Below are 14,887 nucleotides of genomic sequence, written 5' to 3'. Positions count from 1 at the left end.
GGGGCGGACGAGTGGTACGCCCGCGGTGGCGATGGCAGCGACGGCCATCGTCGCCCGGGGGTACGTGCGGGTAAGAGAGGCCGGCACTCGGGCAGGAAGGCCCCTCAGCCGGCCTCGACTGATGCGCGATCGGCCCAGCCGCGTCCGGTCGGCGAGGCCCTGCCGTGCGTCGGCCACCCAGAGACGCCGGGACATCCGTAGCGGCGGCCGGACAGCATCCGGCGGTCACGTACGAACCGGTCCCGGCCGGACGGACGGCCCGGGGCCAGGCAGATCCAAAAGGGGCATGGGCACGGCGCGGGCCGCTTGTCGAGGGTGCCCGGCAGGGGCCGATGTCAGCCCCTCCGAGCGTCACCGCCTCCCTGAGCCACAGGTGAACGTCACAGTCGGAAAGGGTTTTCGCCCGCGGGAGGCGAAAAGTACCTTGGCTGCTGATCAGTTTGTTGTTTCCTGTGTACGCGAAAGAGGCTTCACCGATGGGGCGTCCCGAACTCCCGGTCGACCCGGCGGCCGGTCCGGTGCAGCGACTCGCTCATGATCTCCGGGAGCTGCGCCGTTCGGCGGGTGGCGTGTCGTACCGGGCCTTGGCGGAGAAGGCCGGCTTCTCGGTGACGACCCTGGCGAAGGCCGCGAGCGGCGAGCGACTGCCGTCGTTGGCCGTGCTCCAGGCGTACGTCCGGGCTTGCGGCGCCGACCCCGAGGCCTGGGAGGCACGGTGGGCGGAGGCCGAGGCGCTGGCAGGTGAGGAGCGGCAGGAGGACGCCGACGCCACCCCGCCCTATCGCGGCCTCGCGCGCTTCGAGGCGGACCACCGTGAGCTGTTCTTCGGCCGGGACCGGCTGATCGACGAGCTGAGCGAGCTGGCGTGCGGGTCCCCCTTCGCGGTGGTGTTCGGAGCGTCCGGCAGCGGCAAGTCCTCCCTGTTGCGGGCCGGTCTGATTCCGCTGCTACAGGAGAAGATCGCGCAGCAGGGACGTGCGGCGGTGCTCCGGATCCTCACTCCGGGAGACCGGCCCGCCACCACCTACGGTCATCTGCTGACACCTGAAGCCGCCGATCCTGAGTGCTGGGTGGTGGTCGATCAGTTCGAGGAGGTCTTCACCCTCTGCCGCGAGCGCGCGGAGCGGGACCGCTTCCTCGAGCTCCTGCTCGCCGCGCGCGAACCGGGAAGCCGGCTGCGCGTGCTCATCGCCGTACGGTCCGACTTCTACGCTCGCTGCGCCGAGCACCCGCGGCTGGCGGGGGCCCTGCACGGCAGCGGGCTCCTGGTCGGGCCCATGACCGCGGACGGGCTGCGTGAGGCGGTGATCGGTCCCGCGCAGGCCGCCGGGCTCATCGTGGAGCGGACGCTGACCGCGCGGATCGTCGAGGACGTGCTCGACGAGCCCGGCGGACTGCCGATGCTGTCCCACGCCCTGCTGGAGACCTGGCGGCGCCGTAAGGGACGGATGCTGACCCTCGCCGCGTACGAGGCGGCCGGCGGGGTGCGCGGCGCGATCGCGGCCAGCGCCGAGAAGGCGCACGGGGAACTCTCACCGGCGCAGGCGCGCGCGGCCCGGCACCTGCTGCTGCGAATGGTCGAGCCCGGGCAGGGCAACGCCGACACCCGTCGCCCGCTCACCTGGGCGGAGATGGACGGGTGGGAGGACCCCGACGTGCGGGCCGTCGCCGGGCGGCTGACCCGGGCCCGGCTGCTGACCACAGACGACGACGGAGTGCAGCTCGCCCACGAGGCGCTCATCTCCTGCTGGCCGCGGCTGCGCGAGTGGATCGAGGCGGACCGGGAGCGGCTGCGCCACCACCGGCAACTGACCGACGCCGCCCGCACCTGGCTGGAGCACGACCGCGACCCGGGCACCCTCTACCGGGGCACCCGCCTGGCGCGGGCCGAGGAACTGTTCGCGGACGACGACGGTCTGACGTCGGAGGAGACGGCCTTCCTGGTCGCCGCGGCGGAGCAGCGGGCGGCGGAGGAGCGGGCCGCCACCCGGGCCCGCCGCCGCAGCCGCACGCTCACGGCCTCGCTCTGCGCCCTGCTGGCGGTGGCCCTGGTCGTCGGCCTGACCGCCGTACGACTGCGTCAGGACAGCGAGAAGCAGACCACCGACACAGCGGCCCGCCGGGTGGCCGCGGTCGCCGACGCGCTGCGCACCTCCGACCCGCGCACCGCGATGCTGCTCGGCGTCGCCGCATGGCGCACGTCCCCGCTGCCGGAGTCCCGCCATGCCCTCCTCGGCGCACTGGCCCAGCGCGAACTGGGCACCTTCACCGATCCGGCGCCCGGCTCCACCCCCGAGCGGTTGCTGGACGATTCCGGGCGCTCGCTGCTCAGCGTCGAGGGGGGAACCTGGCGGACATGGGATGTCGATACGCACCGACGCATTGCCTCGGGGCCGGCACCTCAGGGAATGGTGCTGGGCGCAACGCCCGGCGGCCGGGTGCTCGCCATCCTGAGCGCCGAAGGGATACGACGACTGTGGGACACCCGCGCGAGGCGCTGGATCGGAGCCCCCATGTCGCCCACGGACGTCGTGAGGTTCGGAGCCAGTGGTCGGCATTACCTGGTGTGGACTTCGGGCGACGCCCGGGCCGAGCTCCGCTCCCTGACGGACGGCCGTCCGGTCTTCCGAACCCCGTCGGCGGGGAGGGCGGGACTCGCCGACGCGGCGGCCGACGACGGCCGGCTGTTGGCCGTCTGCCCGAGCGGCAAGGCCCCGCAGGTCTGGGACACCGCCACGCGCAACGTCCGGGCCGGTGCCTGGACGAGTGCTCGCGGCGTCTGTGGCGACCGCACGTCCCTCACCCTGGCCGACGGCCGGCTCCTCGCCCTCACCGGGGACCGGGCGCGGGTCTGGGACACCGCGTCGGGGCGCCGGCTCGCCGACCTCAGGGATCCCGGCGCCTACCGTGCCGTCATGAGTCCGGACGGCTCGTTCCTGGCGACCGGCGGTGGCCAGGAGGTCAGAGTGTGGCGGCTGTCCACGCCCGCCACGCCCGTTTTCCGGCACTCCCTGAACAACGAGTCGCTGTCCGATCTCGGCTGGGACCCCTCGCGGCCGCTGCTGCGGTACCTCGAAGGCGGCACGGTTCACACCCTCGACCTCACCACCACGCTCACCCGTGCATGGCGCACCAGGCCGCTCACCGGCATGCGGCTCAGCCCCGACGGCAGGACGCTCGCCACCGCCGAACGCATCGGTGACCACTACGTCTTCCAGCTCCGGAACACTCGCGACGGCAGGGTGCTGCGCACTCTGCCGCCCTCGACACTTCCTGTCCCCCTCAACCGCGAGCTGGCCAATCCCATCCACCTCACGCAACCTCTGCTGGCGTTCAGCCCCGACAGTCGCGCGCTCGTGTACGGGGTCTCCGTCCCCGGTGTGGAGACGGCTCCCCAGCGTCTGACCGTCTGGGATCTGACCGCTGGGCGCACGAAGAGCACGGTGGACGTGGCCACGACGACGGCCGCGGCGTCCACCAACGCGGTCGCCCTGGGACCGGGCGGCCGTACGCTCCTCACCGCACGCGGAACCCTGGACGGCTTCGTCAACGAGAAGTGGGACACCACGCGGCAGCGGAGGACGGCGCTCCTGCCCGGCCCGGGCGGCGGTCATCTGGCCGTCAGCCCGGACGGCGGGCTCCTCGTGACAGACAACCGTCTGGTCCGAGGGAACCGGTCCCACGCCCACGACCTCGTCCAGCACGACGACATCGGAGCGATCGCCTTCGCCCCCGACGGCTCCACCATGGCGGCCGGCGACGAGACAGGGCGGGTGGCCCTGTGGGACGGCGACCTCCGGCACCAAGCGGGCATCCTCAGGAATGTCTTTCCGGGGCCCGTCGATCAGTCCTCCGACTCGGCCGAGAGAATCACGGCTCTCGCGTTCAGTCCGGACGGCAGCACGCTCGCCGTGGGCGGGGACGGGGGCACCGTCCAACTCTGGGACGTCGCGACCCAACAACCCCTGGGCCCTTCCCTGCCCACCCCTGGGGAGAGCATCCACACGCTCGCCTTCAGCCCGGACAGCACCACGCTGTACGCGGGCGGCATGCACGTCCCGCTCCAGCGGTACGTCGTGGATCCTGACCGAGCCGTGTCCCTCGTCTGCTCCCGTGCAGGGAACACGGAACTGACCCGTGCGCAGTGGCGGACCCACATTCCGGACCGGCCCTATCGACGGGTCTGCCTCTGATCCGCGTCGGCCGCGGATCAAGAGAGCAGCCGGGCAGTCCCGCAGCCCTGGTGCACGCTGCCGCGCCTGGGTCGTCGCCGCCGGCAGGCCGGCCTGGGCGCCCGCCACATGTTCCGCATGATGTCGATACCGAGCCGAGCCAGTCCATACCGGAGTCGAGGCACGTGGCGGGCTCCGCGGCCCCGTCGCTCGCGTCGACTGCATGCGTCCGGCGACGCCCCGTCGGGGTGAAGCCGGCGAGCAGCGACGGAAGCCGTATCGAGCTCATATCAGGACCCTATCGGTACGAATAGTGCGAATCTGATGCTCCGGAGTTGTATGCGGCGGCAGAAGGGGCCTGCCAAACAACCTTCCGGCTGTGAGCGTGAGCAAGATCGCTGCACGTCGAACCACCGGAGCCCACCCCATGCCCACCAGCGTCGTCATCACAGTCGTCCTCTCCGTCATGCTCGGGATTCTGGTGATCTTTCTTCCGCTCGGGGGCGCCGACACATCCGCATCGACGGCGGCGGACCGTATGACGACCGACGCCGAGACTGCCGACGGCCGGAAGAACGCCGACTTCCCACAGGTCCACTGGGACCTCAACCAGGGCTCGGGCGCCTATCTGGCCATGCTGGACCATCTGCGGAACCTCGCTGAGACCTCCGCAAAGGGCCGCATCACACCCGACGCCGACACCGGGGTGGACACCGTCATCCCCGACGAAACGGAGTGCAGGGGTTTCGCCGACGTCGTGATCAGCTGTGGCAGCGACACCCCAACGGTGCATGCGGTCGTACGGCTCAGCGACTTCTGCGTCGTGCGGTTCTTCTCCGACACCCCAGCCGACATCGTCCTGAACCTCGCCTCCGACTGCGCCCACAGGGACGACGCCAGCGATGACGACTGGTTCCTCGGCAAGGCGGGCTACGACACCCTCGCCCGCGTCGCGAAACAGCCGCTGACTTCCGTCAACCTGAGCCAGTCCAGCCTCGAGAACAGCCTCGGGGATCTCGGCTTCCGCGGCATCGACCGCACCGCTCAGGCACGCGGCATGCTGCGCTACCTCATCGCCATCACCGAGGCATCCCAGCTGGGCCCCATCGCCCACCGCATCGCGAGCGGCATGGACACCCGGTCCGACGTTTTCCTGACCGCACAGCAGGTCGGCCTGATGCGCCACCAGGTCTGAACCTGAGCAACAGGCGTATCGGCAGTTGCCGGGATCACCGGCAGATGATCGACGGGATCTCTGCACCGGGTCGTGGACAGGCGGTCAGCGGCATGGCCGGCCCGCGTGACACGGGGGGATGCCCGCGTCCACCACGAGTGTGGTGCAAGCGCCCCCATGAAGCGACGAACAGGCGGGAAGGACGACAGGGCGTGGCGAACGCGGAACAGAGCGGACGGGACGAAGCCATAGGCACCGGTCGGGCGACGGGCCGGTGGGGGACGGTACGAGCCGTGCTGTGGCTGGTCGTCGCGGTCCTGGCGGTGCGGCAGATCGCCGTCGCTCTGGACACACCGAACGATGAGGCGCTCATGGACCTGACCCGGTTCACCGGCACCCCGTTCGGCGGCCTCGACCTCAACCCCCTCACCTCGGCGGCTGAACAGGCCCTCGGCTGGGGCTGGACCTTCGGCACCCTGCTGCTGGTGGTGGCTCTCGGCCTGGTTGCCGCCCGTGCCCTGCCCGGGCCCGTCACCCGCCGCACCGCCCTGCTCGCGGCCCCCGTGGCCGTGGCCCTGCTGATGCTGTCGCTGCCGGTGCGCGACACGCTGTACCTGGGCCAGACCAGTGTCCTGCCCGTCCTGCTCGTGCTCGTGGGCTGCTTCCTCGTCCGGGGCGAGCGCGCCGGCGGTGTCTGCGTCGGACTCGCCGCGGCCCTTCAGCCGACCGTGCTGCTGTTCGTGGTGCTGCTGTGGCTCACCGACCGCCGGCGCGCCGCCGCGAGCACCGCGATCACGTTCGCCGGGGCCACCGCACTCGCCTGGGCCGCGCTGCCGCACGACTCCACCACCTACTGGGTGCACCATCTCGCCGGTGTCGGCCTCGGTGGCCGGGCCGACGACCTCGCCAACCAGTCCCTGCACGGCGCCCTGCTCCGCTTCGGCCTCACCGGCCCGGTGGAGATCGCCGTCTTCCTCACGCTGGCCGCCGCCGTCGCCGTGTTCGGCATGCGACGGGCCGTCCACTACGCCCGCGACGGACAACTGCTGCTCGCCGTCGCGATCACCGGCTGCGTCGTGGTCGCCGTCTCCCCCACGTCCTGGCAGCACCAGCTGCTGTGGGTGCTGCTCGCAGTGGTCGGCCGGGTCGGCAAGAAGGCATCGTCGCGCTGCCTGTGGCCGATCGCTGTCGTTTCGGTGATGACGCTGCCCGCGAAGATGATGGTGCCGAACGTCGAGATCCTGCACCCGGCACGGGACAACGTGGTCCTGCTGGCGGCGCTCGCCTGCGCGCTCGTCGTGCCGTTTCTGTCGCGTACTTCGGAGTACTACGGGACGCCGATCCCCACGCAGTACGCCCCGAAGGCGGAGACCCGTCTCCGCTGGGTGCCGCTGCTGCGCCGGGTGGCCACCCGGCCGAACCTGCTGCTCGAACTGCTGCTGATCCGCGTCGTGTACACGGCCTACCAGCGCACCCGCCTGGAGGCCACCGGCAGCAGGGCCTCGGCCGAGGAGCACGCCCGGCAGATCCTCTCCGTCGAGGAGGCCCTGTTCCTCGACGTCGAGCACTGGTTCAACCACGCGGTCGTCGGGATCGGCTGGCTGCGGGTCTTCTTCGACTTCTACTACACCTCGTTCCACTTCGTGGTCCCGCTGACCGTCCTCGGCCTCCTCTACTGGCGCCGCCCCGCCGACTACCGCTGGGCCCGCACGGCCATCGGCTTCACCACGGTCCTCGCGCTCGTCGGTTTCTTCCTCTACCCGCTGGCGCCGCCGCGGCTGATGCCCGGCCTCGGCATCATCGACACCATCCACGGCGTCCAGGACTTCTCCCGCCCGGACTACGGCAGGCTGACCGAACTCACCAACCAGTACGCGGCGATGCCGTCCCTGCACTTCGGCTGGTCCCTGTGGTGCGGGCTCACGATCGCGATCGTCGCCCCCAGGGTGTGGATGAAGGTCCTCGGCCTGATGCACCCCTTCTTCACGGTCCTGGCGATCGTGGCGACGGGCAACCACTGGGTGCTGGACGCGGTGGGCGGGGCGGCGGTGGTGGGTGCGGGCTTCGGTCTGACGTACCTCCTCACGGGGCCGAGGGCGGCCCTGGGCAAGAACGGCAGGAAGGCGGACGAGGGGGTCCCGCTGACTGTCGTAAGCGGCCCGCCCGATCCCGTCCGCCGTTGACCGTCGGCCGGGATCCGCGGTGGTGACTTCCACCAGAGTCCTGGGCGCCCACTACGGGCGTCCTTGCAGCCCTCCTCCGGTCTCCAGCCCCAGCCGGTCTCCCAGCCTCCCGGCCGCCATCGACTACACGGGCCGCTGGTCAAGGCCGCCGTGCCGGCTTCCGAGCCGGATGTCGGCCTTCGAGGTGGGCACCGACTCCCTCTCCCGTCGCTTCCCGCCCCCGCCCACAGGTACTGTCGGCGGCCACGGCCGAACCGCCGGCACGCAGGTCCGGCCGATCCGTGTTCCCGCAGCGGCTCCGGCGTGGTTGACAGTGACCTACCACTGGGCTGAACCGGGGCCAGCGGTGGGCCGGCGGGCTTCACCCAGAGCGCCCCGGACCGCCGTCACATGTAAGCAGGCTTGAACCGTCGGCTTCAGCCGCCTGCCACGGGCTTGGAGCCGATGGCCGCGCAGGCCGCCTTCTCCGTCGGGTAGCCGTCCGCCGGATAGATCACCGGCCCGCCGAGTTTCTTGCGGGCGTCGGTGGCGGAGGACTCGCCGTGGTCAGGCTGCGCATTGGGGTGATAGCAGGCCGCGAACCGGGTCGGCTTGGGATACTTGGGCGCGGTGCCCGGTGCGGACTGGTTCCACAGTCGGTCCCAGGCCACGGCGCAGGAACGTGCCGCGTCCTGCGGGTCGAAATCCTTCATGTCCTGGAGCGGCAGCTGGCTCAGGTCCGCCTCGGGCGACAGCGTGCGCGCGCAGAAGACATCGCGCCCGCCCTCGCTCCAGGGCCCGAGAGTGGCTACGGCTGCCGTGGTGGCACCGCCCAGGAGGGCGGCCGTGACCGCACCCACCATGAACAGGTGCCGGCGGCTGCCTGTACCGGCCGTGCCACGCGGCTGCTCGGTACGTCGCAGGATCTCGCGCAGCACGGCCTGGCCGTCGGCGGATGCGGCCCAGCCGTCGGTGTCGTCGCCGGAAGGCCGCAGGGCTCGGATGGCGGCGAGGTCGGGTCCCCGGCCGTGCTGGGCGGCGGTCGGCTTCATGCTGACTCCCTGTGGGTGAGGTGGGGCTGGGGAAAAGCACCTTGGGCCGACTGTGCATGGACCGCAGGGGGCAGTGCTGCCCTGAACCGTTTGCGTGCCCGATGCAGACGCACGGCGAAGGCGGGGGCCGTACAGCCCAGCACCACCGCCGCCTGCCTGGCAGTCAGGCCGTACCAGGCACTCAGCACGAGTACCTCCCGGTCCTGCTCGGACAGCGCCGACAGCGCAGCGGCCACCTCGGCACGCGCCACTATCGTGTCCCCGATCTCCGAGGTCTCCGGTCGGTCGGCCATCACCGCCAGACGCTCGGTCAACGCGTGGCGCCGCCGGTCGGACCGCACACGGTTGGCGAGCAGCCGCCGGGCCGAGGCGAGCAGCCACGGCAGGGCATCGTCGGGTACGGATCCGGACTTGCGCCAGGCCAGTACAAAGGTCTCCGAGAGGATGTCCTGAGCTGTCTCCCGGTCCGTACGGTGCATCAGAAACGCCAGGACCCGATCGGCATGAGCCGTGTACAGAGCTTCCAGGGCCCGGTGTCCGGCCGGGTCACCGTACTCCCCAGCGGTCGTTCGTCGTCGTCTCACAAGGTCTCCATGTTCCGTCCAGCAGTGGCCGTCAATGGGGAGATGTACGGCCGGGCCGGATCTCTTACTGGCCCTGACAAAGCCTTTGGACGTGGCGATGCGTGATCAGGCAGGCGACAAGGCCGGTCCGCCACCTCACCGGTCGTTCGTGGCACAGCGCGTCGCACGGGCCTCGGGCTCGACGGGAGCTCGCAAAGCCCGGGCATATCAAGAGGTCACCATGTAGCGGGCTCGCACCGCCAACGTCACCGAGCAAGCACGGCCTGGGGTGGCGGCGGTCACGCAGGCACGAGCGCTTCGCTCTTCGCTCAAGGCCTCTCAAGCCAGGCTTCGTGGAGGAATCCGTCCGACGCCCACGCGACCACCACCACGAGCACGGGGACGGCACGCCGCTCTGTGCGGACTCAGTGCGCTCGACGACCCAGCGTGATGTGCCCAGACCGGTGCCGTGAGGCCGGCCGCGTTCGGCGATCGCTGTCCGGTTGCCGCGCTCGCGCAGGAACCGGCGGTACTTGTCGTGGTCGTGGCCGCGGTCGGCGAAGAGCGTCTCGGGCCGCCTGCGCGGCCGGCCGACGACTCCGCCACTGCCGGGATCTTGTCCAGCAGCGGCAGCAGTTGGGTGACCTCGTTGTGGTCTCCGCCGGTCAGCGACACCGCGAGCGGGATCCCTTGTCGGGCACCCCCGGCCGCCCATCCACCTGCTTGGGCAGTGGTTCGGGCAGCAACGGCTCGATGAGCGACCACAGTTCGCCCGACACGATCCACGGCGGCGACTGACGCTTCCCCATGTCCTCATCAACAAGCGATCAAGGTCGGCACCGAGGGCAACCTCGGCGGCCGCGCCCAAACGGACCTTCACATGATCAACCCGCATTTCGGCAGAGCCAGTTAGGGCCTCCGGGGAGAAGAGCGGGCAGAGGGCGGGGGCTGGGGTGCCAGCGGCAGCGTCTCGCGGAACTCACGCGCCGTCCCGTCACGACGCACCGAAACACGCCGGGTTCCTCACCGGCACACGATGGGGCCCAGGGGTGCCCGACCGCTCGTCGTGCGCCGCTCGTCGTGCGCGGCTCGTCGTGCGCCGACCTCCAGCCTCCCGGATCCTGGAGGGACCGGCCGGCCCCTGCATCTCGGCCGACCGGCCGACCGGCTGCCAATGAGAAGACCAAGGACAGGGCACCAGCGCCATGACGATCGATGTGTCCGCGGAGCGCGTGATCCCGCTCCCTCCCGCACGAGTGGCGGCGTACGCCATGGACTGGCGCCACGACCCCGAGTGGACTCAGGGGATCCGCGTCGCGCAGTTGACTCGCGAGGCGGACGAAGGGGGCTTCGGCGTGGGCGCCGAGGTCACCCGGACGGCGTACTTCCTAGGTCGTCGCATCGACTACGTCATGCGCGTGCTGGAGTACGAACCGCCCCGCCTGCTGGAGATGGGCTCGGTGGCCGGTCCGATGCCCATGCATGTCACGTACACCTTCGAGCCGGACCCGCGTGGCACCCTCGCCCGTATCCGCGTTCGAGGCGGTGGGGGCGGCTTCTACCGGCTGGCCGCGCCGCTCTTGGCCCGCCAGGTCGGCTCGTCCATCGGCAAGGACCTTCGCGACCTCGGGCACCGGCTCGGCACACGGGAGGGGGATGGGCTGTGAGGTACGACGAGTGACTGGTGGAACGGATCCGACGACGACTGGGCACTGACCAGGACGTCCCCGACAGACGGTTGTTCGGCGGGATCGCTTTCCTGCAGCGCGGCACCGTGGCCGTGGGCGTGGGCGTGCGCGGCGACGATCGCATGGTGCGGGTCGGCCCCGACTGCACCGACGCGACCCCGGCCCGGCCGGTCCGGCGCACATCATGACGCCATCTCGCCGGGTGCGGCGTCCTTGACCGGTGCCCGGCCGCGGCGAGGCGGGGAAGAGCAGGGGCGGCCGCGGCCGGGGCTGCGATAGCCGTACGGGGCCATAGCGGGTGTCTGTGGCTTTTGAGCCAAAAGTCATGAGCGGGTGCGCAACTTCTTGACCCCCGGGGAGTCACCCCATAGACATGGCCATGACCAGGGCCGGGCCTCGCCGGAGTCGATGTACCAAGGGGGACAAGGGCAGGAACGGCCTGCAGAACCAGGCAAGGGGGAACGAATGAAGAAAGTCAGCTCGATCTTATTCGCCACCGCGATCGCGGCGACCGGCGTCCTGCTCACGGGACCGGCGTCGGCGGCGGCCACCTCCGAGTCGTCGATGGGCGGCGCCGTCGCCGCCCTCGGACAGCAGAAGATCAACCTGAAGCAGGACGGGTGGGGCTCCGCCGAAAGCTGCGTGGTGTACTCCAAGACATCGGTGCGCTGCTTCAAAACCCACGAGGAAGCCGACCGGGTGCTGGGCTACTCCCGCGCCACCGACCCCCTGATGAAGGGCAAGAACTCGGCGCAGATCCAGGCCACACCGGCCTGCGCGAGCGGCTGGCTGTGCCTGTACGAACACGCCAACGGGGGCGTGAACCGCCCCGGGTTCGGTGGAGATCTCAGTTGGTGGCTGTGAGCTGGGTTTTCGTGGTTGCTCGGTAGTAGTTGGCTTCGTATTCGACGGGCGGAATGTGCCCTATCTCACCGTGGAGCCGGCGGTGGTTGTACCAGTCGACCCACTCGGCGGTGGCGAGCTCGACGTGCGAGAGCGTCTTCCACGGCCGCTGCGGTTTGATGACCTCGGTCTTGAACAGACCGATCGTCGACTCCATGAGCGCGTTGTCGTACGCGTCGCCGACCGAGCCGATTGAGGCCGCGATGCGGGCCGCGTCGAGGTGTTCGGCGAGGCGAAATGAGGTGTATTGCGACCCGGCGTCGGAGTGGTGGACCAACTCGCCAGGGGCCGGCGGACGGCCGTCGCGGTCGCGCTGCCACAGCCCCATGTCCAGGGCGTCCAGGACGAGTTGGGTCTCCTTCGACAACGACGCGGACCAGCCGACAATGCGACGCGAGAAGGTGTCCACGACGAACGCGACATAGACGACGCCCGCCCAGGCCGCGACGTGTGTGAAGTCGGCGACCCAGGTGCGGTTCGGAGCCGGGGCGACGAACTCGCGGTCGAGCAGGTCCGGGGCCCGGGCGGCGGCCGGATCCGGCATGGTGGTGATGACCTTCTTGCCGCGGACGGCGCCGGCGATGCCGAGCTCGCGCATGAGGCGCTCGATCGTGCAGCGGGCCACCTCGTGGCCCTGGCGGTTGAGCTGTCGCCAGACCTTCCTGGCGCCGTAGACCCGGTAGTTGGACTGGTAGACCTCCTGGATCAGCTCCTTGAGTTCCTCGTCTCGCACCGCTCGCGGAGAGGGGCTTTCGAGGCGTTTCTTGCAGGCGTAGTAGGTGGAGGGGGCGATCTTGCAGCTGTGCTGGGTCAGTACGCGGCAGATCGGCTCGACGCCGCCGAAGCGGTCCCGGTGCTCGTCGATGAACGTTACGAGCGAGGAAGTGGCCGGTCGAGCTCGGCCGCGAAGAAACTCGCCGCGGCCTTCAAGATCTCGTTCGCGCGCTTGAGTTCGGCGATCTCCTTCTTCATCGCCTTGATCTGCGCGGACTCCTCGCTCGTCGTCCCCGGCAGGGTCCCGGAATCGATCTGGTCCTGGCGGACCCACTTGCGCAACGTCTCGCGCGAGCCGATGCCGAGCTTCGCCATCACCGCGTTGATCGCGGCGGACTCGGTCGGGTAGTCACCGCGGACCTCGGCGACCATGCGCACCGCGCGCTTGCGCAGCTCAGGGGGATAGGAGGAGGGACGTGCCATGACTCTGATCCTTACACGGAATCGAGTCTCCATTCGAACCGGGGCGGTTCAGCGGACGCCGGCTGATCTTCAGCGACTACTACTGGCACAACCTCAACGAGTACGGCTTCAACGACCAGACGTCCTCGTGGCGCAACAACCAGGGTTCCAGCCAGTGGGGTTGGCTGGCCCGTGACGAGGGGGGCAATGGTGGGCAGATCTCCATCAGCCCCAACACCTACAGCTCCAACCTCGGCGCCTACAACGACTGGGCGAGTTCGGTAGCCGCCTGACGGCCGAGGACCGAGTTACGTACGTGCGGGGCGGCACCTTCGGAAGGTGCCGCCCCTTCACACGCCGCGTCGGCCGAGATGGCGGCCGGCCTTCAGTGGGGCAACGGTCACCTTCGCCCGCGCCGCGGGTATCGGGGAGGGCACGGTCTTCCGGGTCTTCGCCGACAAGAGCGAGTTGCTGCAGGCCTGTGTGGCCGAGGCGCTCTCCCCCGAGCACGCGGTCCGTGAGCTCGACGTGATCGACGTGTCCCAGCCGCTGCCCGACCGGCTCGCGAAGACGGCCGAGGCGCTGCAGGCGCACATGTCCAGGATGGGCGCGATCGCCGGCGCGCTGGGGCATCGCGGTGGCAAGCACCCCGGCACGGTGCGCGGCGCGGGCCGCACCGAGTCGACGACCCGTATCCGCGCGGCCCTCGCAGAGCTGCTGGAGCCCGACAAGGCCGCCCTGCGCCGGCCGCCGGAGCAGATCGCGGCCCTCTTCTTCGGGCTGCTCTTCACCCAGCCGCGCAGGGACGACGAGCCCGACCTGACCCCGCAGGAGCTGGTGGAGGTCTTCCTGCACGGGGCGTTCTCGGGGGACGCCAAGTGAGCGCGCGGAGAAGGCGCCTGGGGGTTACGGCCCTGGCCGTCCTGGCCCCCGTCCTGGTGTGGCTGGTCGCGGACCCACTGCTGGGGCACCGGCTGCGGATCGCCGACGGCGAGCAGACGCTCGACATCGGCGCCGTGCCGGTGGCGGGTGATGACGCTCTCTCAAAGCGGCCACCCAGTGCTCTGAGGTGGACCAAACCTGCTCTATTGATCTCCCCACCCTTCGTGTGACCTTGGCGGGTCTCTTCGCGTGATGTTGATCGGCGTGTCGCACTGGTGGCGGTGTGTTGTGGAGAGCCTGCGTGAGCTTCGAGTTCGGCCTGGTCGGGGCCTGGATGCTCACGCGGGAGGAAGACGTGGACGCTCATGCACTGCGTCGTCAGGGTTGGACGATCTCGGCGATCGCGCGGCATCTGGGCCGGGACCGCAAGACCATCCGCGCCTATCTGAACGGCGAGCACGTCCCGGGGCAGCGCCGTCAGAGTCCAGACGCCTTCGTGCCGTTCCTGGAGTACTGCCGGCAGCGGCTGGCAGACGATCCTCACCTGTGGGCCTCGACCTTGTTCGACGAGGTCAAGGGCCTGGGCTATGAAGGCGGGTACTCGACGTTCACCCGCGCGCTTCGCCGCTATCAGGTCCGCCCGCACTGCGAGCCGTGTCATGCCGCGACCGGCCGGAACGTCGCGGTGATCGCGCATCCGCCGGGCGAGGGGATCCAGTTCGACTGGCCGGAGCTGCCGGACCCGCCGGAAGGCTGGGGAGTGGGCGAGCACGCTCATCTGCTGGTCGGGGCGCTCGCGCATTCGGGCAGGTGGCGGGCGGTGCTGGCGGAGTCCGAGGACTTCCCGCACTTGGCGTTCCTGATCACCCCGGGTCAGTGGGGCGACGCTCCCCAGCTCATCCCGGTGCTGGAACGTCTGAGCGTCCCCCGGCTCACCATCGGCCGTCCCCGCACGCGCCCCGACCATCTCAGCGGAGATAAGGCGTACAGCTCCTGCCGCAACAGTCGATTCCTTCGCAGACGCCAGATCAAGCACACCATTGAGATCGTTTCATCTTGAATTCGCAGGTCGCGGTACTGGTGTGCGCCCGTGACGCGGTCCTCGTGCCGGCAGG

Annotated in this window: 11 protein-coding genes and 2 pseudogenes; 9 read left to right on the top strand and 4 right to left on the bottom strand. The window is 70.3% G+C overall.

Going from position 1 to position 14,887, the window contains the following annotated elements; translation table 11 throughout:
- Positions 1–476: 476 nt before the first annotated feature.
- The 3 genes from E4N62_RS43760 to E4N62_RS43750 all read left to right on the top strand — a co-directional run bounded on the left by E4N62_RS43760 (position 477) and on the right by E4N62_RS43750 (position 7,529).
- On the top strand, positions 477–4,193 hold the full coding sequence (locus E4N62_RS43760) for a helix-turn-helix domain-containing protein (protein ID WP_230223801.1): 3,717 nt from the start codon (positions 477–479) through the stop codon (positions 4,191–4,193).
- 406 nt (positions 4,194–4,599) lie between these two features.
- Positions 4,600–5,367, top strand: a complete 768-nt coding sequence (locus E4N62_RS43755) for a ribosome-inactivating family protein (RefSeq protein ID WP_230223799.1) — start codon at positions 4,600–4,602, stop codon at positions 5,365–5,367.
- 191 nt (positions 5,368–5,558) lie between these two features.
- A complete protein-coding gene (locus E4N62_RS43750) occupies positions 5,559–7,529 on the top strand; it encodes a bifunctional glycosyltransferase 87/phosphatase PAP2 family protein (RefSeq protein ID WP_230223797.1) in 1,971 nt (656 codons plus the stop codon).
- A gap of 416 nt (positions 7,530–7,945) precedes the next feature.
- Here the strand turns inward: E4N62_RS43750 and E4N62_RS43745 are convergent, their stop codons facing one another.
- The 3 genes and pseudogenes from E4N62_RS43745 to E4N62_RS43735 all read right to left on the bottom strand — a co-directional run.
- A complete protein-coding gene (locus E4N62_RS43745) occupies positions 7,946–8,560 on the bottom strand; it encodes a hypothetical protein (RefSeq protein ID WP_230223795.1) in 615 nt (204 codons plus the stop codon).
- Positions 8,557–9,144: a sigma-70 family RNA polymerase sigma factor gene (locus E4N62_RS43740; RefSeq protein ID WP_308186284.1), complete on the bottom strand. Its 588-nt coding sequence runs from the start codon at positions 9,142–9,144 to the stop codon at positions 8,557–8,559. The genes E4N62_RS43745 and E4N62_RS43740 overlap by 4 nt, the downstream gene beginning before the upstream one ends.
- A 406-nt stretch (positions 9,145–9,550) precedes the next feature.
- Positions 9,551–9,813, bottom strand: a pseudogene (locus tag E4N62_RS43735) (transposase); the annotation flags it as partial.
- Between the two features lie 515 nt (positions 9,814–10,328).
- On the opposite strand from E4N62_RS43735, the gene E4N62_RS43730 reads away from it, so the two are divergent.
- The 3 genes from E4N62_RS43730 (at position 10,329) to E4N62_RS43720 (ending at position 11,675) form a co-directional block, all read left to right on the top strand.
- A complete protein-coding gene (locus E4N62_RS43730) occupies positions 10,329–10,790 on the top strand; it encodes an SRPBCC family protein (protein ID WP_230223791.1) in 462 nt (153 codons plus the stop codon).
- 17 nt (positions 10,791–10,807) lie between these two features.
- The gene (locus tag E4N62_RS43725) at positions 10,808–10,999 is read left to right on the top strand and encodes a TfoX/Sxy family protein (protein ID WP_230223790.1); all 192 of its coding nucleotides are present in this window, start codon (positions 10,808–10,810) and stop codon (positions 10,997–10,999) included.
- 277 nt (positions 11,000–11,276) lie between these two features.
- Positions 11,277–11,675, top strand: a complete 399-nt coding sequence (locus E4N62_RS43720) for a hypothetical protein (RefSeq protein ID WP_230223789.1) — start codon at positions 11,277–11,279, stop codon at positions 11,673–11,675.
- Here E4N62_RS43720 and E4N62_RS43715 read toward each other — a convergent pair.
- A protein-coding gene (locus E4N62_RS43715) for an IS3 family transposase (protein ID WP_230213881.1) occupies positions 11,659–12,911 on the bottom strand; the annotation gives its coding sequence in 2 pieces (ribosomal slippage) (positions 11,659–12,629 and positions 12,629–12,911; 1,254 coding nt in all). The two genes, E4N62_RS43720 and E4N62_RS43715, sit on opposite strands and share 17 nt — an antisense overlap.
- A gap of 318 nt (positions 12,912–13,229) precedes the next feature.
- On the opposite strand from E4N62_RS43715, the gene E4N62_RS43710 reads away from it, so the two are divergent.
- The 3 genes and pseudogenes from E4N62_RS43710 to E4N62_RS43700 form a co-directional block, all read left to right on the top strand.
- Positions 13,230–13,772 carry a TetR/AcrR family transcriptional regulator gene (locus E4N62_RS43710; RefSeq protein WP_230223788.1) on the top strand — a complete coding sequence of 181 codons (543 nt, stop codon included), beginning with the start codon at positions 13,230–13,232 and terminating at the stop codon, positions 13,770–13,772.
- The gene (locus E4N62_RS43705) at positions 13,769–14,002 is read left to right on the top strand and encodes a DUF6069 family protein (RefSeq protein WP_230223787.1); all 234 of its coding nucleotides are present in this window, start codon (positions 13,769–13,771) and stop codon (positions 14,000–14,002) included. The genes E4N62_RS43710 and E4N62_RS43705 overlap by 4 nt, the downstream gene beginning before the upstream one ends.
- 104 nt (positions 14,003–14,106) lie before the next feature.
- Positions 14,107–14,814, top strand: a pseudogene (locus E4N62_RS43700) (hypothetical protein); the annotation flags it as partial.
- Positions 14,815–14,887: the final 73 nt, after the last annotated feature.

This window comes from Streptomyces sp. MNU76, assembly GCF_020982545.1.
Taxonomy (GTDB): Bacteria; Actinomycetota; Actinomycetes; order Streptomycetales; family Streptomycetaceae; genus Streptomyces.
This window is presented reverse-complemented; position numbering and strand designations above follow the sequence as displayed.

Excerpts from the sequence above, each read along its gene's own strand:
- E4N62_RS43745 (WP_230223795.1), bottom strand. The coding sequence starts at position 8,560 with ATGAAGCCGACCGCCGCCCAGCACGGCCGGGGACCCGACCTCGCCGCC.
- E4N62_RS43760 (WP_230223801.1), top strand. The coding sequence starts at position 477 with ATGGGGCGTCCCGAACTCCCGGTCGACCCGGCGGCCGGTCCGGTGCAG.
- E4N62_RS43730 (WP_230223791.1), top strand. The coding sequence starts at position 10,329 with ATGACGATCGATGTGTCCGCGGAGCGCGTGATCCCGCTCCCTCCCGCA.
- E4N62_RS43720 (WP_230223789.1), top strand. The coding sequence starts at position 11,277 with ATGAAGAAAGTCAGCTCGATCTTATTCGCCACCGCGATCGCGGCGACC.
- E4N62_RS43755 (WP_230223799.1), top strand. The coding sequence starts at position 4,600 with ATGCCCACCAGCGTCGTCATCACAGTCGTCCTCTCCGTCATGCTCGGG.